Origin of the sequence: Falsiroseomonas stagni DSM 19981 (assembly GCF_900114315.1) — a bacterium.
GTDB lineage: Bacteria > Pseudomonadota > Alphaproteobacteria > Acetobacterales > Acetobacteraceae > Falsiroseomonas > Falsiroseomonas stagni.
The window spans coordinates 55,074-76,287 of record NZ_FOSQ01000015.1 but is presented as its reverse complement, the minus strand read 5'-3'; the positions used below and the strand labels follow the sequence as shown (position 1 = coordinate 76,287).

At 71.1% G+C, this 21,214-nt stretch carries 16 protein-coding genes; 7 read left to right on the top strand and 9 right to left on the bottom strand.

The annotated features are described in order from the left end of the window. Positions 1-3 precede the first annotated feature (3 nt). From BM041_RS25770 to BM041_RS25760, 3 genes are read right to left on the bottom strand one after another with little or no spacing between them, the layout of a single operon-like run. Positions 4-1,182 carry a mandelate racemase/muconate lactonizing enzyme family protein gene (locus BM041_RS25770; protein WP_092962793.1) on the bottom strand — a complete coding sequence of 393 codons (1,179 nt, stop codon included), beginning with the start codon at positions 1,180-1,182 and terminating at the stop codon, positions 4-6. Continuing rightward, a complete protein-coding gene (locus tag BM041_RS25765) occupies positions 1,175-2,089 on the bottom strand; it encodes a dihydrodipicolinate synthase family protein (protein WP_092962792.1) in 915 nt (304 codons plus the stop codon). The genes BM041_RS25770 and BM041_RS25765 overlap by 8 nt, the downstream gene beginning before the upstream one ends. Before the next feature lie 13 nt (positions 2,090-2,102). Beyond that, positions 2,103-3,815, bottom strand: a complete 1,713-nt coding sequence (locus tag BM041_RS25760) for an SMP-30/gluconolactonase/LRE family protein (RefSeq protein WP_175534181.1) — start codon at positions 3,813-3,815, stop codon at positions 2,103-2,105. Positions 3,816-3,937: 122 nt separating this feature from the next. Between BM041_RS25760 and BM041_RS25755 the strand changes: the two genes are divergently transcribed. Continuing rightward, entirely contained in the window at positions 3,938-4,921 is a 984-nt protein-coding gene (locus BM041_RS25755) for a Bug family tripartite tricarboxylate transporter substrate binding protein (protein ID WP_245762274.1), read from the top strand. 5 nt (positions 4,922-4,926) lie between these two features. After that, complete coding sequence (locus BM041_RS25750) at positions 4,927-5,883, top strand: Bug family tripartite tricarboxylate transporter substrate binding protein (RefSeq protein ID WP_092962790.1); 957 nt, start codon at positions 4,927-4,929, stop codon at positions 5,881-5,883. A gap of 177 nt (positions 5,884-6,060) precedes the next feature. Here the strand turns inward: BM041_RS25750 and BM041_RS25745 are convergent, their stop codons facing one another. From BM041_RS25745 to BM041_RS25720, 6 genes are all read right to left on the bottom strand, one after another. Continuing rightward, positions 6,061-6,873, bottom strand: a complete 813-nt coding sequence (locus BM041_RS25745; protein WP_092962789.1) for an aspartate/glutamate racemase family protein — start codon at positions 6,871-6,873, stop codon at positions 6,061-6,063. 55 nt (positions 6,874-6,928) lie between these two features. Beyond that, on the bottom strand, positions 6,929-7,921 hold the full coding sequence (locus BM041_RS25740; RefSeq protein WP_092962788.1) for a Coq4 family protein: 993 nt from the start codon (positions 7,919-7,921) through the stop codon (positions 6,929-6,931). 75 nt (positions 7,922-7,996) lie between these two features. After that, on the bottom strand, positions 7,997-8,884 hold the full coding sequence (locus BM041_RS25735; RefSeq protein WP_092962787.1) for an endonuclease/exonuclease/phosphatase family protein: 888 nt from the start codon (positions 8,882-8,884) through the stop codon (positions 7,997-7,999). Further along, complete coding sequence (locus BM041_RS25730) at positions 8,881-9,768, bottom strand: transglutaminase family protein (RefSeq protein ID WP_092962786.1); 888 nt, start codon at positions 9,766-9,768, stop codon at positions 8,881-8,883. The genes BM041_RS25735 and BM041_RS25730 overlap by 4 nt, the downstream gene beginning before the upstream one ends. Continuing rightward, positions 9,765-12,245: a circularly permuted type 2 ATP-grasp protein gene (locus BM041_RS25725; RefSeq protein ID WP_092962785.1), complete on the bottom strand. Its 2,481-nt coding sequence runs from the start codon at positions 12,243-12,245 to the stop codon at positions 9,765-9,767. The genes BM041_RS25730 and BM041_RS25725 overlap by 4 nt, the downstream gene beginning before the upstream one ends. Positions 12,246-12,250: 5 nt before the next feature. After that, positions 12,251-15,529: a transglutaminase family protein gene (locus tag BM041_RS25720; protein WP_092962784.1), complete on the bottom strand. Its 3,279-nt coding sequence runs from the start codon at positions 15,527-15,529 to the stop codon at positions 12,251-12,253. A gap of 183 nt (positions 15,530-15,712) precedes the next feature. Between BM041_RS25720 and BM041_RS25715 the strand changes: the two genes are divergently transcribed. The 5 genes from BM041_RS25715 (at position 15,713) to BM041_RS25695 (ending at position 21,214) form a co-directional block, all read left to right on the top strand. Next, complete coding sequence (locus BM041_RS25715) at positions 15,713-16,456, top strand: SDR family oxidoreductase (RefSeq protein ID WP_092962783.1); 744 nt, start codon at positions 15,713-15,715, stop codon at positions 16,454-16,456. Between the two features lie 13 nt (positions 16,457-16,469). After that, positions 16,470-17,222: an SDR family NAD(P)-dependent oxidoreductase gene (locus BM041_RS25710; protein WP_092962834.1), complete on the top strand. Its 753-nt coding sequence runs from the start codon at positions 16,470-16,472 to the stop codon at positions 17,220-17,222. Between the two features lie 83 nt (positions 17,223-17,305). Continuing rightward, positions 17,306-17,626, top strand: coding sequence for a c-type cytochrome (locus BM041_RS25705; RefSeq protein WP_175534180.1), 321 nt, complete (start codon positions 17,306-17,308; stop codon positions 17,624-17,626). A 37-nt stretch (positions 17,627-17,663) separates the two neighbouring features. Further along, the gene (locus BM041_RS25700) at positions 17,664-18,599 is read left to right on the top strand and encodes a glucokinase (RefSeq protein WP_092962781.1); all 936 of its coding nucleotides are present in this window, start codon (positions 17,664-17,666) and stop codon (positions 18,597-18,599) included. A gap of 134 nt (positions 18,600-18,733) precedes the next feature. Further along, the gene (locus BM041_RS25695; RefSeq protein WP_092962780.1) at positions 18,734-21,214 is read left to right on the top strand and encodes a glycogen/starch/alpha-glucan phosphorylase; all 2,481 of its coding nucleotides are present in this window, start codon (positions 18,734-18,736) and stop codon (positions 21,212-21,214) included.

The window sequence follows — 21,214 nt, the reverse complement described above, 5'->3', positions numbered from 1 at the left end:
CCGTTACGCCACCGCGTGCGTGAATAGTTCGTCAGACGGCTCCACCCCCAGCCCCGGCCCATCCGGCAACACGTAGAAGCCGGCCTCGCAGGCCATGTGCCGCGCGCCCGTCGGCCGGGTCAGGCGGAGGTTCGGGTCGAAGATGCTGTGCTGGTATTCATGGCAGGGCAGTTTCTGCTGCGCGCTGGCGGCCTGGAGGCTCGCCGCCATGAAGATGCCGACGCCGATGGTGGCGTGCGGCATCACCTCGACATTGTAGGCGTGGCACAGCGCGCCGATCCGGGCGAACTCCGTGATGCCGGTGCGCCCCATCTCCGGCTGGCCGATGCCGAAGGCGCGGCGTTCCAGGCGTGGCAGCCATTCGAAGACCGTGCGCAATTCCTCCCCCAGCGCCACCGGCACGCCGACGCTGCGCGCGACCAGCGTCGTGCCCTCGATATCCTCCGGCGCGCAGGGCGCCTCCGCGAAGGCAAGCCCATGCGGTTCCAGGCGGCGGATCAGCCGGATCGCCTCCGGCGCCGTGTATTTCCAATGCAGGTCGGCCATGATCCGCGCGCGCGGGCCGAGGCCCTCCCGCAGCGCCGCGATCTCCGCCTCAGCGCCCTCATCCGCGACGACGGCGGCAAACTTGAAGCCGTTGAAGCCGCGCGCCTGCCAGTCCCGCGCGAAATCCACGCGCTCCGCCAGCGTCGCGCGCGGCAGGCCGGAGACATAGGCCGGGATGCGATCGTGCCGCCGCCCGCCGAGCAGGGTGGAGACCGGCACGCCGAGCGACTTCCCCAGCAAATCCCACAGCGCGATATCCACCGCCGCCAGCGCATCCCCGTAGAAGCCGCCGAAGAAGCCGCGGACGCGCATCAGGTCGTACAGATCCTCATGGATCACCGCCGGCGCGGCGGGGTCCCGCCCTTCCAGCACCGGCGCCAGCACATCATCCACGATGGCCCGCACGGCTTCGGGCGCCACGATGCCGTAGGTCTCGCCCCAGCCCGTCAGCCCCTTCTCCGTGTCGATCCGCAGCACCACGCTGCGGTCCTTCGTCGGGTAAAGCGTCCGGTTGCCTTTCCGCACGATGTAGCCCGCACGGTTGACGAACTCCCCTTCGCGCAGCGGGCCGAGATAGGGCACGTCGCGGGGGATCTCGATGACGAAGGCGCTGACCTTTTCGATCCTGTCAGGCATGGGGGGGATGCATCGTCATGGTGGGCCGCGCCGTCTCGATCAGCTCGCCGATCTCCGCCAGGTCGCCGGCATCGAATCTCGGCCCAGCGGCGCGCGCGCCGGTGTGGTCCAGCAGGCCGCGGCGCTTCAGCACCTCCTTCGTCGCGCGCACGCGGAAGGTCATCTGGAAGGCCAGCAGCGGCAGCGTGTCGCGATAGATGGCGCGCGCCGTCGCGCGGTCACCCGCCTTCCAGGCGCGCCACAGCGCGGCATGGGCATCGGCCAGTTCCAGGGCCGGCATGGTGCCGTTGGCCCCGCGCGCCAGCTCATCCAGCACGAAGCGCGCGCCGGCGCCGCCCATCACGCCATCCAGCGTGCCGCCGGCGGCGGCCAGGATGCGCGTGACATGCTGCCCGCAGGGCAGCGTCTCCTCCTTCACGTAGCGGATGGCGGGCACGGCGGCGGCGACGGCCGCGACGGCTTCCGGCGACAGCGCGGCGCCATTCGGCGCCGGCGCGTTCTGCAGCATGATGGCGATGCCCGGCGCGGCTTCCGCCACCGCCGCGTAGAAATGCGCCTGCTTCGCCACATCCTGCCCCGCATGGGGCGGCGCCATGATCATCGCCGCCACCGCGCCGGCCGCCATCCCCTCCCTCGCCCGCGCCGCGCTTTCCACCGGATCGGCGTGGGAGGCACCGACGATGAAGGGCAGCCGCCCCGCCAGATGCACGCCCAGCACCGCCACCATCCGCCCGCGCTCGGCGGCCGACAGCGTCTCCACCTCGCTCGCCATGCCGGGGAAGACGATGCCGTCCACGCCGGAGTCGACGGCGAAGTCGATCAGCCGCCGGAAGGCGGCCTCATCCACCTGGTTGTCCGGCGTGAAGGGCGTGGGCAGCACGGGAAAGACGCCCGAAAGACTGGTCATGAAGGTCGTTTCCTCATCCCTGGAAGTCGGGTTCCGGCAGGCCGCGAATGCCCCCCGGATCGATGGCGAAGACGCTGCCCGACAGCGGCGCGGCGGCGAGTTCCGCGGCCGAGAGCCGCACGCGGGCGCTGGTGACGAACAGGGTGTCGAAGGCATCGCCCCCGAAGGTCACGCTGGTCGGGCGCGGCACGGGCAGGTGGATCACGCGGTCGGGCCTGCCATCCGGGGCGAAGCGCGCCACGCGCCACCCATCCCACAGCGCGACCCAGACGAAACCCTCCGCATCCACCGTCAGCCCATCCGGCACGCCCTCCCCCTCCGCGAAGCTTGCGAAGGGGCGGCGGTTGCCGATCTCGCCGGTGGCGACATCGACATCGAAGGCATCGATCCGCCGCGCCGCCGAATCCGCGAGGTAGAGCACAAGGTCATCCGGGCTGAAGCCGATCCCGTTCGCGACATGCAGCCCCGCCTGCATCACCCGCGCGCTGCCATCGGCATCGATGCGATGCAGCGCCCCCGCGCCCGGCGTCGAATCCAACGCGAGCGATCCCACCCAGAAGCGCCCCGCGCGGTCGCATTTGCCGTCGTTCAGCCGCAGCGCCGCGCCTTCCGAGATCGGCGCCGCCAGCACCGCGCCAAGCCCACCGGGCCCCAGCGCCCGCAACCCGCTGCGCGCCGCCGCCACCATCCCGCCGCCGCGGCGGGGCGCCAGCGCCGCCACCAGCTCCTCCACCGGCGTCACCGCATCCTCGCCGGTCGCGGGATCGCTGCGATGCAAGGCGGGGGCCAGGATATCCACCCAATGCAGCCGCCCCTGGTGCCAGAGCGGCCCCTCCCCCAGCAGCGCCGCCGCCCGCACCGCGACCGTGACGCCGGGTGAGACAGCGGCGGGCCTGGGCGCGACCGTCAGCGTCATGGCGCTCTGCGCCGCATTGCCGGAGATGCGGCGCGCCGCCTCCATCACCTCCCGCCCCAGCGCATGCAGCCTTGCCTCGTCCAGCCGGAAGGCAGGACCGACCAGGCAGATGGCGCCCAGCGGCCGGGCACGGCGGTCCAGCACCGCGGCCGCCACGCCATTCACCCCCGCCGCCGCTTCCTCCAGCGACAGGGCGTAGCCGCGGGCGGCGGAGAGCGTCATCTCCCGCTCCAGCGCCGTGGCCTCCGGGATGGTGCGGGGCCCGGGGGCCGCCAGCGGCGCGATCCGGTCCAGCAGCGCGCGGCGCTCCGCCGCCGGCAGTTGTGCCAGCATCGCCTTCCCGCAGGCGCTGGCATGGGGCAGGGCGCGGGCGCCGACGCGGTTGACCAGCCGCACCGCCTCCTGCTCCGCCTCCCGCTGGTCCACATAGAGCACGCCATCGCCATCCAGCACCGCGAGGCGCGCCGTCTCCCCCGCCAGGCGCGCCAGGCGTTCGAGTTCGGGCGCGGCGGTGGCGCGCAGGTCGAACCCCTCCCACACCCGGTGCGCCATCTCCAGGAAGCGGGAGCCCAGCGCATAGGTCTGGGTCAGCGGGTCCTGCCGCAGCATCCGCGCCTCCACCAGCGCGGCCAGGATGCGATGGGCGGTCGGCCGCGCCAGGCCGGCGCGATCCGCGATCTCCGCGAAGCGCAGGGCCGCAGGGCTGTCGGCGACGAGGTTGAGCAGCGCGATGCCGCGTGTGAGCGCCTGCGTGCCCTGCACGCCGGGGGTCGCTGCTTCCTCATCCTCGATCGGCTTGCGCCGGTTCATGGCCTTCCCTTGCTGGCACGGAGGGGTGCGACCCGATTGACCCCGCCCCACCATGTCCATATCCTGGAACCAAGTTCCACGGCCTGCAAGGCCGGCAGGGAACACCCAGGAGGAAGCCGACCATGCGCGCCACCCGCCGCAGCCTCATCCTCGCCAGCCTCGCCCTGCCCGCGGTGGCCCCCGCCCGGGCGCAGGAAGCCTGGCCGAGCCGCCCCGTGCGCTTCATCGTCCCATTCCCCCCCGGCGGCGCGGCGGACCTGGTCGGCCGCATGCTGGCGGCGCATTTCCAGACCGCCTTCGGCCGCGGCTTCGTGATCGAGAATCGCGGCGGCGCGGGCAGTTCCATCGGCGTCGATGCGCTCGCGAAGGCGGCGCCGGATGGCTACACGATCGGCCTCATCAACATCGCCGCCAACGCCATCCTGCCGGCGGTGCGGCGCATCCCCCTGCCCTACCGCCCGATCGAGGATTTTTCTCCAGTCTCCAACCTGGCGGTCACGCCGGCGCTGGTCCTGGTGAACCCCCAGAAGCTGCCGGAGGTGCGGACCATCGCGGACCTCGTCGCCGCGGCGAAGGCGCGGCCGGAGGCACTGAACTTCGGCTCCTCGGGCGTCGGCTCCTCGCTCCATCTCGGCGTGGAGCTGTTCATGGCCAAGGCCGGCATCCGCATGACGCATGTGCCCTTCAATGGCGGCGGGCCGCTGTTGCAGGCCCTCGTCGCGGGGACCATCGACGTCTCCTTCGACGTCGCCGCCACCACCGCCCAGCTCCTGCGGGAAGGCCGCATCCGGGCGCTGGCCACGACCTCCCCCACCCGGATGCCGGACTATCCCGACCTGCCCGCGCTGAACGAAACCTATCCGGGCGCGGAGCTTGCCTCCTGGCACGGTCTCGCCGCCCCCGCGGGCACGCCGGCGCCAATCCTCGCCCGGCTGGCGCAGGAAACGCAGGTCTTCCTGCGCAGCGCGGAGACCGCCGCCCGCTACAAGCAGCTGTTCCTGGAAATGCCGCAGCAGACGGAGCCCGAGGCCTTCGCCGCCTTCATGGCCCGCGAACTCGCGACCTTCCGCGACCTCGCCCGCGCCCAAAGCATCGTGGTGGAGTGACGCCAATGCTGCGCCGGTCGCTGCTCGCCACGCCCTTCCTCGCCGCGATCCCGGCCCGCGCGCAGGCGCCCTGGCCCGACAAGCCCATCACGCTGATCGTCGGCTATGGCGCGGGCGGCGCCACCGACATCATCGCCCGCACCTTCGCGGAGCGGATGCAGCCGCTGCTCGGCCAGCCCATGGTGGTGCAGAATGTGACGGGCGCGGGCGGCACCATCGCTTCCGACCGCGTCGCCAAGGCGGCGCCGGATGGCCACACCATCCTGCTGATCCCGAATGCCCATGCCGTGGCGCCGGGCCTCTATGCGCGGCTGCCCTATGACACCACGGCCGATTTCACCGCCGTCTTCTTCGCCGGCAATTCCGCCAACGTCCTGGTCGTGCCGGCCGGGTCGCCGGACCAGACGCTCGCCGCCCTCGCCGCCCGCGGCCGCGCCGCCCCGGCCCCCTTGCAGACCGGCAGCGCCGCGCTCGCGGGCTGGCAGCCCGCCCACCAGATCATGAAGGAGGCGCTGGGCCTCACCCTGGAACACGTCCCCTATCGCAGCGGGCCGCAGGGGCAGACGGACCTCATCGCCGGGCGGCTCGATTTCATGGTGAGCAACGTGCTGGAGGTCGCGGAGCATGTCCGCGCCGGGCGCCTTCGCGCGCTGGCCGTCACCAGCCCGACGCGCAGCCCCCTGCTGCCGGAGGTCCCGACCTTCGCCGAACTCGGCGTCACCGCGCTGCAGGCCGATAGCTGGTTCGGCTTCATCGCCCCGCGCGGCACGCCGCCCGCGGCGCTGGACCGGATGCACGCCGCCTTCACCAGCATCGCGGGGGTGCCGGAGGTGGCGTCGCGCCTCCAGACCCTCGGCCTGATCCCCGCACCGATGGAGCGCGAGGCCTGGCAACGCTTCTACGTCGCGGAGGTCGCGAATTGGTCCGCCGTGCCGCGCCGGGCCAATATCCGCATCGAATGAAAGCCTTGCATTTTCATCAGTGTTCCTGATATGTTTCTAGCAACCTCTGCCTCGGTTGCGTCCGCCTCGCCCAGTCCGTCCCGACCGCTGCCGGCCCCCGCAAGAATCGGTGCTAAACGCACCTAATCGGCATAATCGGCTAAAAAGGGTTAGTGACTAAAAAGACACGGCCGCCCCTCATTCCGCCGCGGCGGCCACCGCGCAGACCGCGCAATCGCCATCCGACCCCAGCACCGCCCCGGCCGCCACCATCTGCGACAGCCGCGCCAGCGATGGCAGCCGCCGCAGGGCCGCCGCCGCCGGACGCAGGCCGAGCACCGCCTGCATCTCCGCCACCTTCAGCGCCACCGCCAGCGGGTTCAGGATGGGCAGGCGGGACCGCAGCCGCGCCGCGATCGGCGACATGCAGGTGCAGCCGAGGATGATGGCATCCACCCCATCCTCCGCCGCCGCCGCGTCGCAGGCGGCCTGGATGCGCGCGACGATGTCGCCCTCGGCGTGCTGCAACGCGCTGACATAGCCATCCGGGCGCGCGCTGCCGGCCACCACCTCTTCCGTGCCGACATGCCGGATGCGGACGCACCCACCCTCAGCCCCCGCATCCCGCATCACCTGGCGGGGCATGTAGTCGAGGGATGGCGGCCAGACCGTCACGATGGAGAAGCGCGGGCCGAGCGTGGGGACGAAGCGCAGCGTCGCCTCCGCCGCGCCGATCACGGGAATGTCCACCGCGGCCTTCAGCGCCGCGATCCCGTAGTCGGAGAAGGAATTGATCACCAGCGCGTCGCAGCCCGCGGCGGCGGCGGCCACCCCGGCCTCCGCCGTGTTCAGCGCCTGCATGGCGAATTCGAGGGGGCTGTGCGCGAAGACCGGCATCCGCGTCGGGAAGGCCTGGATGACCGTACCGGGGGCGGCGATGGCCGCGAGTTCGGCCGGCGCGCCGAGGCCCGCCACCGCGGCCTGGGTGGCACCGACAAGGCCGATCTTCATGGCGGGCGCTCCTGCTCTGGCCGGGTGGCACGCTACGCCCGGCCGTGGCGCCGCCTCAAGCCATCAGCGCCATCGCCTCCTCGCTCGGCGGATGGTCCCAGATGTCGGCGGCGTCGCGGATGTTGAAGCGGGCGCGCAGCGCATCGACGCTCGTCTCCCAATCCCGGTGATAGTCCCAGCCGACCAGGCAGGTGCTCTCCATCCCGCGCTGGAAGGCGTTGGCGAATTCGCGCGGGTTCAAATTGCCGGTGGAGGCCGCGTATCTCCCGCTCTGGTCCAGCCCGCCCTTGTTGTGGAAGGACAGCAGGCCGGTGACCGCGATCATCAGGGAATGCTTCGGCATGGACCCGCCGGCGAAGGCGTTGGCGCAGATCTCACCATTCGCATCGGTGTTGTAGCCCGACAGCATGTGGGTGATGTCGTGCGTCGCCAGCAGATCCTCCGGCATGCAGCCGGGCTCGCCGGGCAGGGCGAAGCCGCGGGCGCGGTGGAAGCGGTAGAACACGTTGCCCAGCGTGCGTTCCGGCAGCCGGCCCAGCGCCTGGAAGCGCGCCGCCTTGGCGGCGTCCCCGCGATTCTCCCGCAGCATGCGGATGGCGCGCGTCACCTGCGTCATCGGCCCGCCGGGCAGCAGCTTGGGCAGCAGCTTGCGGGCGATGCAGAACTGGCTGGCGCGGACATGCTGGTGCGCGATGTTGTCGAGGAACTTCAGCGCATCGCTGCCGCGGCCGACGAAGGCGAAATACTCGCCGACCAGCTCCGCCTTCGCGGCCTCGATCTCCACATCCACATAGGGAACGATGGTGAGGTATTCGAGCGCGCGTTCGCGATGCTCCGTCACCGGCACCAGGGCGGCGAATTCGCCGGGGCCCACGGGGCGCACCGCCAGCGGATCCAGCCCGGGCTGGCGGAACACGGTGTCCCGCATCGCCAGCAGGAACTCCGCATGGATCGGCGCCAGGTCGCGCTTGCCGTAGAGCGTGAACACCGCCTTCATCGCCGCCAGCGCCAGTTCGGCATCCCGCCGCGACCAGTCGAGTGGATGCATCGCGCCCGCCCCGTTGCCGTTTCGCAACTTGATTAACGCGATGCGCGGCGCGGTTTCAACCTACGCGAGAGCCGATCAGGGGAGAGCCAGTTCCACGAAGATGGGCAGGTGATCGCTGCCCGTCGCGTCTTCGCCGATCCAGGCGCGACGCAGAAGCGGCGCCAGCGCGGGATGCAGGAAGGCGTAGTCGATGCGTCCGCCGGGCTCCCCGTTCCATTCCGCCAGGGTGCAGCCCGTGCGTTCCGCCTGGCCGGCCTGCACCCAGGCATCGACGAACTGGCCCCGCAGCGGCACGCGATGGCCCGCCATGCCGATATCGCCGACCAGCAGCGGGTATTCCGGGTCCGCCGGGCGCAGGTTGAAATCGCCCATCAGGATGCAGGGCTCGGGCGGCGCGGGCTCGGGCCAGCCCTCGGCCCAGCTCGGATCGGTGTTGCGTTCATTCGCCCAAGCCATGCCGTCCCGCGGCGCGGAGGCGACCATGGCCTTCAGCGCCTCCACCTGCGGGATGCGCGTGCCCGGCGTCAGGTGCGACAGGTGCAGCGAATAGAGGCGGAGCGGCCCGCCCGGCAGGTCCAGCACCGCCTCCACCGCGCAGCGCTGGATGTCCTGGTCCAGCGCGGGCGGGTTGAACGGCAGCACCAGCGTCCGGGTGGACCGGATCGGCCAGCGGGACAGCACCATGTTGCCGAAGCGCCGGCGGCGGTTCACGACGCGGCCCGTCGTGGCGTCCCGGTAGCTGGCATCGACATCATAGGGCGCGCCATAGACGGCGTAGCGGTCCAGCCGCTCGGCGAACCAGGCGGCCTGGTCCACGAAATCGTTGCGCGCGAAGCCGGTCGCGACTTCCTGCAGCGCGATCACGTCCGCCGCCTCGACCTCCCGCGCGATGCGTTCCAGGTCGTAGCGGCCGTCCTGCCCCTTGCCGTACTGGATGTTGTAGCTCGCGAAGGTGATGGTCACGCGACCTCCTCCTCATCCACCGGCACCAGGTCCACGCTGACCTCCAGCCCCTGCCGCCCGCCGCCCAGCAGGATGCCCTTCACCGGGCTGACATCGGCATAGTCCCGCCCCCAGCCCAGCAGCAGGTGTTCGTCCGAGACGACGAGGTCATTGGTGGGGTCGAGGTCCACCCAGCCGTGATCGGGGCCGAGCCAGCAGCCGACCCAGGCATGGGACTGGTCCGCCCCCTGCCGGCGCTTCTGGCCGGGCGGCGGGCGGGTGCGGACATAGCCGCTGGCATAGCGCGCTGGCAGGCCGATCGCACGCAGCCCCGCGATCATCAGATGGGCGAAGTCCTGGCAGACGCCGGCGCGCAGCGCGAGGACCGTGGCCACGGGGGTGGAGATGGTGGTGACGCCGGGCTTGAAGGCGAAGTCCCGCCGGATGCGGCCGCACAATTCCCGCAGCCCGGCCAGCACCGGCCGCCCCGGCGGGAAGGACCGCGCGGCATAGGCCCCCGCCCCCCGGTCGGCGGGCGCCAGGGCGGAGGGCAGCGCGAATTCAGCCGCGTCCCACCCCTCCGGCCGCATCGCCGCCGCGCGCACCGCTTCCCAGGGCGGCGTCGCGCCATCGGGCGGCGGTGGGGCGAAGGCGACATCGACGGTGGCTATCAGCGTCACCTCGAAGGCGGCGTGGGGCGCTTCCAGGAACAGCCAGGTGACGCCGTTGCCGAAATGGTCATGGCCATCGACGCGGTAGCCGGAATCCGGGGCGACCAGGATGGTCGCGGCCTCCACGCGCTGCCCGGGCACCGGGCGCGGCGACAGGTGCAGCAGGTGGGATGCGAGGTCCACCGCCCTGCCATAGCTGTAGGCCGTGTGGTGCCGCAGCGCGTAGCGCGTCACCCCGTTCCTCCCGATTCATCCTCGTCCAGCGCGCGGGCGCGGACATGGCTGACATAGCGCCGCGCGACGGCGTCGGACAGCGCCGCTGTCTCACTCTCCAGCGCCAGCAGCGCATCGGGCAGGCGGGCGGCGGCGGCGTCCCGGTCCGCCTCCATCAGCACCTCATCCACCAGCAGCTGCGGCCGGGCGGCGAGGACGGAGGCCGTCGCCGCCAGCGCGTCATCCGCGCCGCCGATCTCCGCCAGCCGGTCCTTCACGGCGGTCAGCTGGTAGCCCAGCGCGCGGGGATTGCCCGGATCGGCCAGCACCAGGTCCAGCACCGGCGCGGGCTGGATGGTGGCGAGGTAGCGCGCCCGGTAGGTCAGCGCGCTGTCACAGATCTCAAGCGCGAGGCGAAGCCCGGCCTCCATCCGCCGTGGCGGCTGGTCCAGCGCATGGGCCAGGTTGCGCGCCGTGGTGGTGGCGCGTTCGATCCGCCGGCCGAGGTCGAGGAACATCCACGCGCCGCCGCGGACCATGTTCTCCGCCGCGATGCCGGCGACGGCGGTGCAGGCGCGGATGATGACGCCCATCGCCTCCACCAGCGAATCGAGGCCGCTGGTCCCGGCGGCGAGGCCCGCGCGGCCTTCCTGGCTGAGCTGGGCGAAGGCGGCCCACATGTCATGCGTCAGCCGGTCCCGCACCGCGGCCTGCGGGCGTTCCACCATCTCCAGCAGCCCGGAGAACGCGCCGGAGGGGCCGGCGGCGGCCAGCACGGCGCGCGGCAGGGCGTTGCCATCGGCGGGGCCGGCGGCCACCTCCGCGTCCAGCAGCCCCGCGGCGTGCAGGCAGCGGGTCAGGGCGCGGATCTCCGCCAGTTCGCGCGGCAGGGTGGCGCCGCGCAGCAGGCGGCCCAGCAGCGCACGGGTCAGCCGGGCGATCGATTCCAGCCGTTCCAGGTAGCGCCCGAGCCAGTACAGGTCATCCGCGACGCGGGACGGCAATTCGCCGGAGGACCGGCGGATGGGCAGCGTCGCCGCCCGCGGCGCGGCGGGGCCGAGGATGTCGCCCCCATCTTCCGCCAGCACCCAGACATCCTTGGCCGCGCCGCGCCGCGGCGGCGGGCCGGCGACGGCGCCGCCGCCTTCCAGCACATGGGCGAGCCCGCCCGGCATGGCGCGCCAGGCACCCCCGGCATCCCGCGCCAGGAACATGCGCAGCGCCACCGGCGCGGGGTCCAGCCTCTCCCCCATCAGCCGGGGCGCGGCGGAGGGCGCCATGGGCCGCGTCGCCGCCACCATCCAGGGCGGCGTGGTGCCGCGGCCCGAGAAGACATCGAGCGCACCGAGCGGCACGGGCAGGCCGGGATCGAAGGCGGAGCGCAGCCGCCAGCCATCGGGATCGGCCTGCACGATCCGGCGCGATTCGTCATCGCCGAGCCAGAGCGTCTCCAGCGCGCCGAGGCGCAGTTCCTCCCCCAGCAGGAAGCGGGCGCAGGCGGCGTGGTAGGGCGCGGCGCCCGGGGCCTCCACCAGCATGGAGCCGGGGGCATTGACCAGCCGCACGGCACCGGATCGCAGCACCTGCATCAGCCCCGGCACGCCGGACCCCGCATTGAACTCCAGCGGGTCCGACTGCTCCCCCTTGATGCGGCGGAGGATGACGTCGATCCGGCGCAGCCCGCGCAGCGTCTTCAGGAAGACCTGGCCGTCCCGCACCGTCAGGTCGCCGGGCTCCACCAGTTCAAGGCCCAGTTCGCGCGACAGCAGCAGGTGTTCCAGCCAGGTCTCCTGCTTCGCGCCCGGGGTCAGCAGCGCCATGCGGGGATTGTCCACGCCCGCGGGCGCCAGGTTCTGCAACCCGTCGAGCCAGGTGTCGAAGAAGGGGCGCAGCGGGCGGACCTGCACGGCGCGGAAGGCTTCCGGCAGCACGCGGGCCAGCAGCGCGCGATTCTCCGCCGCGAAGCCCACGCCATTGGCGCCGCCGCAGCGATCCGCCACCACGCGCCATTCGCCATCCGGCCCGCGCAGCAGGTCCGCGCCGTAGAACATCAGCCGCGGGAAGGGCTGCGGCGCGGGGGCGCGGCAGGGGCGGAGGAAATGCGGGTTGCCCACCACCAGCGCCGCCGGCAGCACCCCTTCCCGCAGCAGCGCCTGCGGGCCGTAGAGGTCGTCCAGCATGGCAGAGAGCAGGCGCGCGCGCTGCGCGAGGCCGCCTTCCAGCGCCTCGAACTCCTCCGCCCGCAGGATCAGGGGAACGGGATCGCAGCGCCACGGCCGGCGCGACCGCGCGACGCCGCCGCTGGCATCGGCCGCGAGGACGGTGGCCACGCCCTCCTCCTCGAAGGCCCGGTCCAGGCGGCGGCCGCGCTCGGCGACCGCGGCATAGCCGAGGGAGGAATAGGCGCCGAGCAGCCCGCGCCAATGCGGGCGCACCCGGCCGCGGCCATCGACCATCTCGTCCAGCTGAGGGGGGGCGCATCCCCCCGGTGCCGCCATGTCGGTCAGCTTGCGCGCCTCAGGTCGAGGGTGCGGGGCGTGGCGCGGCTGGTCACCACGCGGGGCGGCGCCATCGGGCCGGGCGTGTGGCCCATCGGCAGGAACAGGGCGCGGCGGCGGGCCTCGGCCTCGTTCGCATTCACCGGGAAGGTCTGGTAGTTGCGCCCGCCGGGATGCGCCACATGGTGCGTGCAACCGCCGAGCGACCGGCCCGTCCAGCCATCATAGACATCGAAGGTCAGCGGCGCCTGGGCGCGCACCGTGGGGTGCAGGGCGGAGGGCGGGTCCCAGGCCTTGAAGCGCACGCCGGCGACGTATTCGCCTTCGGTGCCGGTGGGCTGGAGCGGCACGGCGACGCCGTTGCAGGACAGGGTGAAGCGTTCCTCCACCCAGCCCGTGACGCGCGCCTGCAGGCGTTCCACGCTGCTGTCGACATAGCGCGTGGTGCCGCCGGCGGCCGCTTCCTCCCCCAGTACATGCCAGGGTTCCAGCGCGTTGCACAGTTCAAGCTCCATGCCGCGCACCGCGATGGCACCGACCCTGGGGAAGCGGAACTCGAAGTGGGGGGCGAACCAGGCGGGGTCCAGCCGGAAGCCGAGGCCGGAGAGTTCGGCGAGGACATCACCGAAATCCTGCCGGCAATAGTGTTCCAGCATGAAATCGTCATGCAGCCGGGTGCCCCACTTGATGAGCTTCCGCTCATAGGGACGCTGCCAGAAGCCGGCGACGAGACTCCGAAGAAGAACCTGCTGGGCCAGCGACATGCGCCAATGCGGCGGCATCTCGAAGCCCCGGAATTCGACCAGACCCCTTCTGCCAGAGGGCCCGGAGGGGTCGTACATCTTGTCGATGCAGAATTCCGTCCGGTGGGTGTTGCCGGTCATGTCCACCAGCAGGTTCCGGAAGATGCGGTCCACCATCCAGGGCGGCGTATCGACGCCGGGCGGCGGCACCTGCGCCAGCGCCGTCTCCAGCTCATGCACCGCATCCCCGCGGGCCTCATCCACGCGGGGATGCTGGCTGGTCGGGCCGATGAACATGCCGCTGAACAGGTAGGACAGGCTCGGATGGTTGTGCCAGAAGCCGACGAGCGACTTCAGCAAATCCGGCCGCCGCAGGAAGGGGCTGTCCGCCACCTCCGCCGCGCCCATGACCATGTGGTTGCCGCCGCCGGTGCCGACATGGCGCCCATCCAGCATGAATTTCTGGGAGTCCAGCCCGACCTGTCTCGCTTCCTCGTAGAGCTGTTCGGTGCGGGTCGCGAGGTCCTGCCAATCCGAGGCGGGGTGGATGTTCACCTCGATCACGCCGGGGTCGGGGGTGACGGAGAAGTTCAGCAGGCGCGGGTCCGACGGCGCGAGATAGCCCTCGAGGAACACCTTGCGGCCGGTGTCGCGCGCCGTCGCCTCGATGGCCGCCACCAGGTCCAGCCAGTCATCGGCAAGGGTCAGCGGCGGCAGGAAGCAGTGGATCAGGCCGCGACGCGCTTCGACGCAGAGCGCGGTGCGGACCACGCCCGGTTCCTCCCGCCCAGGCACCGGCAGCGTCTGCTCCACGATGCGGGCGCGGCCTTCCGGCAATTCGCGCCGCGGGCGGAGCGGTTCGCGGCGGGTGAAGGGATCGGGATCGGGCTCGGCCTCGATCGCCTCCTCGGACGCCCAGGGCAGGCTGTCCAGCGGCAGGCGGAAGCCGATCGGGCTGTCGCCGGGGATGAGGAACAGCTCCCCCTCACGCAGCGCCCATTTGCCGGATTCCCAGGCGCGGGCCTCGCCATCGCCGCGGCGGCGCAGCGGCAGCACGGAGCCGACTTCCTCATTGAGCCCCTGGCCGAACAGCCTGGCGAGGCGCGCCCGTTCCATCGGATCGCGCAGCTTCGCGTCCTCCGCCACGACATTGGCGGGCAGCTTCTTCTCCCGCCAGAGGTAGTAGTCGATGTCCTCATGCGCCGGGATGCGCAGCGTGGGGTCGATGCCGAGATGGCCGGCGAGGATGGTGGCGAATTCCGCCGCGTCCTGCGCCGTGGCATCGCCCTTGTCGTCGTCGCTGGCCAGCAGCGCGGGATCCGTCCAGACGGGCTGCCCATCCGCGCGCCAGTGGCAATAGAGGCCCCAGCGCGGCAGCTGCTCCCCCGGATACCACTTGCCCTGCGCATAGGTCAGCGCCGCACCCGGCGCCCAGAGCGGTTGCAGGCGGCGCAGCAGGCGCCCGGCATAGGCGCGCTTGGTGGGGCCCAGCGCCTCCGTGTTCCATTCCGGCGCGTCGCGATCGGCCTCCGCCACGAAGGTGGGCTCCCCGCCCACGGTCAGGCGCACATCGCCGGCGACCAGCGCCTGGTCCACCTGTTCGCCGAGGGCGGCGATCCGCGCCCAGGCTTCCTCGGTGTAGGGCTTGGTGACGCGCGGCGTCTCCTCCACGCGCCGGACTTCCATGAAGAAGCCGAATTCGGTCTCCGCCTTGTCCACCCCGCCGGTGATGGGGGCGGCGGAGGCGGGCTCCGGCGTCGCGGCCAGCGGGATGTGGCCCTCGCCCGCCAGCAGGCCGGAGGTGGGGTCGAGGCCGATCCAGCCGGCGCCGGGCACATAGACCTCGCACCAGGCATGCAGGTCGGTGAAGTCGACGGAGGTGCCGACCGGGCCGGTCACGGACTTCACGTCCGGCACCAGCTGGATCAGGTAGCCGGAGACGAAGCGGGCGGCGAAGCCGAGATGGCGCAGGATCTGCACCAGCAGCCAGCCCGAGTCGCGGCAGGAGCCCTTGCGGTTGGAAAGGACTTCCTCCGGCGTCCAGACACCGGGCTCCATCCGCACGATGTAGCCGATTTCCGTGGACAGCTTCTGGTTGAGGTCGACGAGGTAATTGACCGTATTCGGTGCGCTGCGGGGAATGTCCTTGAGATAGGCGTCGAGCAGCGGGCCCGCTGCCTCCACCCGCCGGAAGGGCGCCAGTTCCTGGGCGAGGACGGGGTCGTATTCGAAGGGGAAGACCTCGGCCTGCGGCTCCACGAAGAAGTCGAAGGGGTTGATCGTCGCCATGTCGGCAAGGAGATCGACCGTCACCTCAAACTTCCGCACGCGCTCAGGGAAGACGACGCGGGCGATGAAATTGCCCTGCGGGTCCTGCACCCAGTTGAGGAAATGCGGCTTCGGCTGGATGTCGAGCGAGTAGGAGAGGATGGGCGTCCGGCAATGGGGTGCCGGGCGCAGCCTGATCAACTGCGGCGACATGCCGACCAGCCGGTCATAGCTGTAGGTCGTCCGATGCGTCAGCGCGGCGTGGATGCTCATGGGGAGGTTCTATCCGGCGGGGAGACGGTTCCTTCGCTATCCCACCGGAGTGCCCCGCCCCGCAAGGCCGCAGCGCAGCATGGACGGCATGGTGACCCCGCGGCGCCTGCCCTGGGTGGACAGGCGGGGGGCGGGCGATCCACCCTGCGGGCCGAAATCGACCATCTCGAGGGGGAAACCAGCATGGCCCAGAAATTCGCCTTGGTGACGGGCGCCGGATCGGGCGTCGGCCGCGCCGCCTCCATCGCGCTCGCCGCCGATGGCTGGACCGTCGCGCTGCTCGGCCGCCGGCGCGATGCGCTGGAGGAGACGGCGGGGCTGTGCAAGGGCGCAACCCTGGTCGTGCCGGCGGATGTGACGGACCCCGCCCAGATCGACGCCGCCTTCGCAACGATCGAGAAGGAATTCGGCCGGCTGGACCTGCTGTTCAACAATGCCGGCAACAATGTCCCCGGCACGCCGTTCGAGGAGTTGACGGCGGAGCAGTGGTTCAAGGTGGTCAACGTCAACCTGAATGGCGTCTTCCTCTGCGCCCATGCGGCCTTCCGCATGATGGCGAAGCAGTCGCCGGTGGGCGGGCGCATCATCAACAACGGATCGATCAGCGCCCATGCGCCGCGGCCGGGCAGCGCGCCCTATACCAGCACCAAGCACGCGGTGACGGGGCTGACCAAGTCCATGAACCTGGATGGACGGCGCTTCGACATCGCGGTCGGGCAGATCGATATCGGCAACGCCGCGACGCCGATGGCGGAACGCATGGCGCGCGGCGTGCCGCAGGCCGACTGGACCATCAAGGCGGAGCCGCTGATGGATGTGGACCATGTCGGCCAGGCGGTGGCGCAGATGGCGGCCTGGCCGCTGGCGACCAATGTGCTGACCATGACCATCATGGCCACCAAGATGCCCTTCGTCGGGCGTGGCTGAGGGAGCAATGGCGATGAACAGGCTGGACCTTCAGGGCCGGGTCGGAATCGTCACCGGCGGCGCGCGGGGCATCGGGCTCGCCGTCGCCCGGCGGATGGTGGCGTCGGGCGCCAGCGTCTCCATCTGGGACATGGACCCCGCCAAGGCCGAGGAAAGCCGCGCCGCGCTGGCGGCGGATGGCAATGTGACGGCGGAGGTGCTGGACCTCTCGGATGAGGTCGCGGTGGCGGAGGCCACGCAGCGGACGCTGAAGGCGCACGGCAAGATCGACCTGCTGGTGAACAATGCCGGCATCACCGGCGGCAACATGCCGTCCTGGGAGATCCCGGTGGCGCAGTGGCGCCGCGTGATCGACGTGAACCTCAACGCGCCCTTCATCGTGGCGAGCGCGGTGATGCCGCACCTGATCGCCAATGGCTGGGGACGGGTGGTGAATGTGGCGTCGGTGGCGGGCAAGGAAGGCAATCCGAACGCCGCGCACTACTCCGCCAGCAAGGCGGGGCTGATCGGCTACACCAAGTCGCTGGCCAAGGAAGTGGCGCAGAAGAACGTGCTGGTGAACTGCGTCTGCCCCGCGGCCGCCAAGACCGACATCTTCAACCAGATGACGGAAGCCCACATCGCCTTCATGCTGTCCAAGATCCCGATGGGCCGCTTCGTGGAGGTGGAGGAGATCGCGGCGCTGATCTGCTGGCTCTGCACGGCGGATTGCAGCTTCTCGACCGGTGCGGTGTTCGACATCTCGGGCGGGCGCGCGACCTATTGACGCGGATTGATACGGCGCAATGAGCATCGCATCGCCCTGGCCTAGCCTGGATGCCACCCGGTTGTGCCGGGATGGAGACTGGGATGCGAGCGATGCGATTCATGCGGCTGGGGATGTTGGCCGCCCTGCCCGCCACGGCGTGGGCGGATGGGGAAGCGGTGGACCGTGGCCGATGGCTGGCGCGGCAATGGTGCAGCGCGTGCCACACCATCGCCGCCCAGGCGCCCGGCGGGCGCAACGATGCCGCGCCGGCCTTCCCGACCATCGCGGCACGGCGGGGCGCGACGGCCGAGGGTATCGCCACCTATCTGCGCCTGCCTCATGCCAACATGCCGGACCATGGGCTGACGGCGCGGCAGGCGCAGGACCTGGCGGCCTATATCCTCGCGCAAAGACCGCGCTGACGCCGAGGAACTCAGAAACCGCGCGGGGCCAGGCGGCATGAGGGCGCTGCTGGCCGATATCGGCGGGACCAATGCCCGCTTCGCCCTGCTAGCGGGTGGCGTGATCGGCCCGCCCGTCATCCTGCCCGTGGCGGGCTTCCCGACGCCGGAGGCCGCGATGGAGGCCGCGCTGGCGCGGCTGTCGCCGGGCCCGGCGGTGGAGGGCGCGGTGCTGGCGGTGGCCGGGCCGGTTTCCGCCGGCACGGCACGGCTGACCAACGCGCCCTGGCGCTTCGACGAGGCTGCCATCGCCGCGCATTTCGGCCTGCGCCATGCCCGGCTGGTGAATGATTTCCAGGCCCTGGCGCATGCCCTGCGCCATCTGCCGCCGACCGACCTCGTGGCGATCGGCGACGCTACGCCGGACCCGTCGGCGCCGATGCTGGTCCTGGGGCCGGGGACGGGGCTCGGCTGCGCCGCGCTGCTGCCAGGGCCGTTGGTGATACCAACGGAGGGGGGGCATATCGGCCTGGCGCCGGCGGATGCGGCGGAGGATGCGGTGGTGGCCGGGCTTCGCGCGCGCTGCGGCCGCGCGGGGGCGGAGGAAGCGCTTTCCGGCCGCGGGATCGCCAACCTCCATGCCGTGGTGGCAGGGCTGCGGGGGGCCGATGTCCCCGACCGCGACGCGGCCGCGGTGGTGGCCGCCGCCGGCGAATGCCCGGTGGCGGCGGAGGCGCTGCGCCTGTTCCTCAGCCTGCTGGCCGGCTTCGCGGGCGATCTCGCCCTGGCCTGGGGGGCGCGGGGGGGCGTGTTCCTGGCGGGCGGCATCCTGCCGCGCCTGGCGCCGGGGCTGGACCGGGGTGCCTTCCGGGCGCGGTTCGAGGACAAGGCCCCGATGGCGGGCTGGATGCAGGGTGTGCCGCTGTCCATCGTGACCCATCCCGCCCCCGCCTTTCCGGGCCTGGCGGCGCTGGCGGAGGCGTGGGCCGGATAGGCCGGTGGCAGAAAGCTAACCCTTCGTGCCTATAGCTGTGCTTTGATCTCGGCGCGGGACCATGCAAATTGTTGCATCGCAGCGCGTCGGGTTACCCATCGCCTCTTCGGCACCCAGGAAGGAGCCACCCGCCCATGGACACCCCGACGACGTCGAGCGCCCCGCCCATCCCCACCCGGCCCGGGGAAAGCGAGGACGCCGCCGCCCTGCGCGAGGTGATCCTGCGGAAGCTGACCTATGACCTCGGCAAGAGTCGGCTCGGCGCCCGGGACCGGGACTGGTTCATCGCCACCGCGCTGGCGGTGCGGGACCGCATCGTCGATCGCTGGATCGACCTGACGCGCGCCACCTACCAGTCCGGCGCGAAGCAGGTCTATTACCTCAGCCTCGAATTCCTCATCGGCCGGCTGCTGCGCGACAATGTCAGCAACCTGGACCTGCTGCCGACGCTGCGGGAGGCTCTTGAGCCGCTCGGCGTGGATCTGGAGAAGCTGCGCATCGCGGAGCCTGATGCGGCGCTGGGCAATGGCGGCCTCGGGCGGCTGGCGGCCTGCTTCATGGAAAGCATGGCGACGCTGTCCATCCCCGCCTTCGGCTACGGCATCCGCTACGACCACGGGCTGTTCCGCCAGATCATCCGCGATGGCTGGCAGCGGGAATATCCCGAGGATTGGCTGAACGACGGCAACCCCTGGGAATTCGCCCGCCCCGAGATCGCGCATGAGATCGGCTTCGGCGGCACGGTGGAAGCCGTGACCATCAGCGAGGCCCGCGTGAAGCATGTGTGGAAGCCGAGCGAGACGGTGCAGGCTGTGGCCTATGACACGCCCATCGTCGGCTGGCGCGGCGCGCATGTGAACACGCTGCGGCTGTGGTCGGCGCGCGCCGTCGATCCGCTGCGCCTCGATGCCTTCAACTCCGGCGACCATGTCGGCGCGCTGGCCAACAAGGTGAAGGCGGAGAGCATCTCCAAGCTGCTCTACCCGTCGGATGAAAGTGCATCGGGCCAGGAGCTGCGGCTGCGGCAGGAATACTTCTTCTCCTCCGCCGCGCTACAGGACCTGATCCGCCGGCATCTGCGCGTCTATGGCGACCTGAGATCCCTGCCTGACCGCGTCTCCATCCAGTTGAACGACACGCACCCCGCCATCGTGGTGGCGGAGCTGCTGCGCATCCTGGTCGACCTGCACGACATCCCCTGGGACGAGGCCTGGCCGATCACCCAGAAGACGATCAGCTACACCAACCACACCTTGCTGCCGGAGGCGCTGGAATCCTGGCCGGTGCCGCTGATGGAACGGCTGCTGCCGCGCCACATGCAGCTGATCTACCTGGTCAACGCCTTCCACCTGGACAGCGTGCGGCTGAAGCACCCGAATGACGGGCGGCTGCTCTCCTCCGTCTCGCTCATTGAGGAAGGGCATGGCCGCCGCGTCCGGATGGGGCACTTGGCGGTGGTCGGCTCCCACAAGGTGAATGGCGTCTCCGCCCTGCATTCGGACCTGCTGAAGCAGACGGTCTTCGCCGATTTTCACCGGCTGTTCCCGGACCGGCTGACCAACAAGACCAACGGCATCACCTTCCGGCGCTGGCTGCAGCAATGCAATCCGGGCCTGACATCGCTGCTGGTGGAGGCCATCGGGCCGGAGGTGCTGGACCGGCCGGAAGCGCTGGCCAAGCTGAAGCCGCTGGCCGGCGACAAGGCGTTCCAGGAGAAATTCGCCGCGGTGAAGCGCGCCAACAAGATGGCGCTGGCCGACCTGGTGAAGGATCGGTTCCAGCTTCGGCTCGACCCCGACGCCATCTTCGACGTGCAGATCAAGCGCATCCACGAATACAAGCGCCAGCTGCTGAACGTGCTGGAAGCCGTCGCGCTGTATGACGAGATCCGCAGCCAGCCGACGCGGGACTGGGCGCCGCGGGTGAAGATCTTCTCGGGCAAGGCGGCCAGCAGCTACCACCGCGCCAAGCTCATCATCAAGCTGGCGCATGACGTCGCGCGCGTGGTGAACAGCGACCCCACCGTGCGCAACCTGCTGAAGATCGTCTTCCTGCCGAACTACAACGTCTCCCTGGCCGAGGTGATCGTGCCGGCCGCCGACCTGTCGGAGCAGATCAGCACGGCGGGGATGGAGGCGTCCGGCACCGGCAACATGAAGTTCGCGCTCAACGGCGCGCTGACCATCGGCACGCTGGACGGCGCCAATGTCGAGATCAAGGAACATGTCGGCGACGACAACATCTTCATCTTCGGCCTGACGACGCCGGAAGTGGAGCAGCGCCGGCGGGAGGGCTGGCAGGGCCAGCGCGCGGTCGAACAGTCCCGCCGCCTGCAGGAGGCGCTGGAGCAGATCGAGGCCGGCGTCTTCTCCCCCGACGATCCCGGGCGGTACCGCGAACTGGTCGGCAACCTCCGCGGCAGCGACTACTTCATGGTGACGGCGGATTTCGACAGCTACTTCGACGCGCAGCGCGCCGTCGCGGAACGCTGGCGCAACCCCGCCGCCTGGTGGACATCGGCGGTGATCAACACCGCCAGCATGGGGTGGTTCTCCTCCGACCGCACCATCGCCGAATATGCGCAGGAGATCTGGAACGTGCCGGTGAAGCGATGA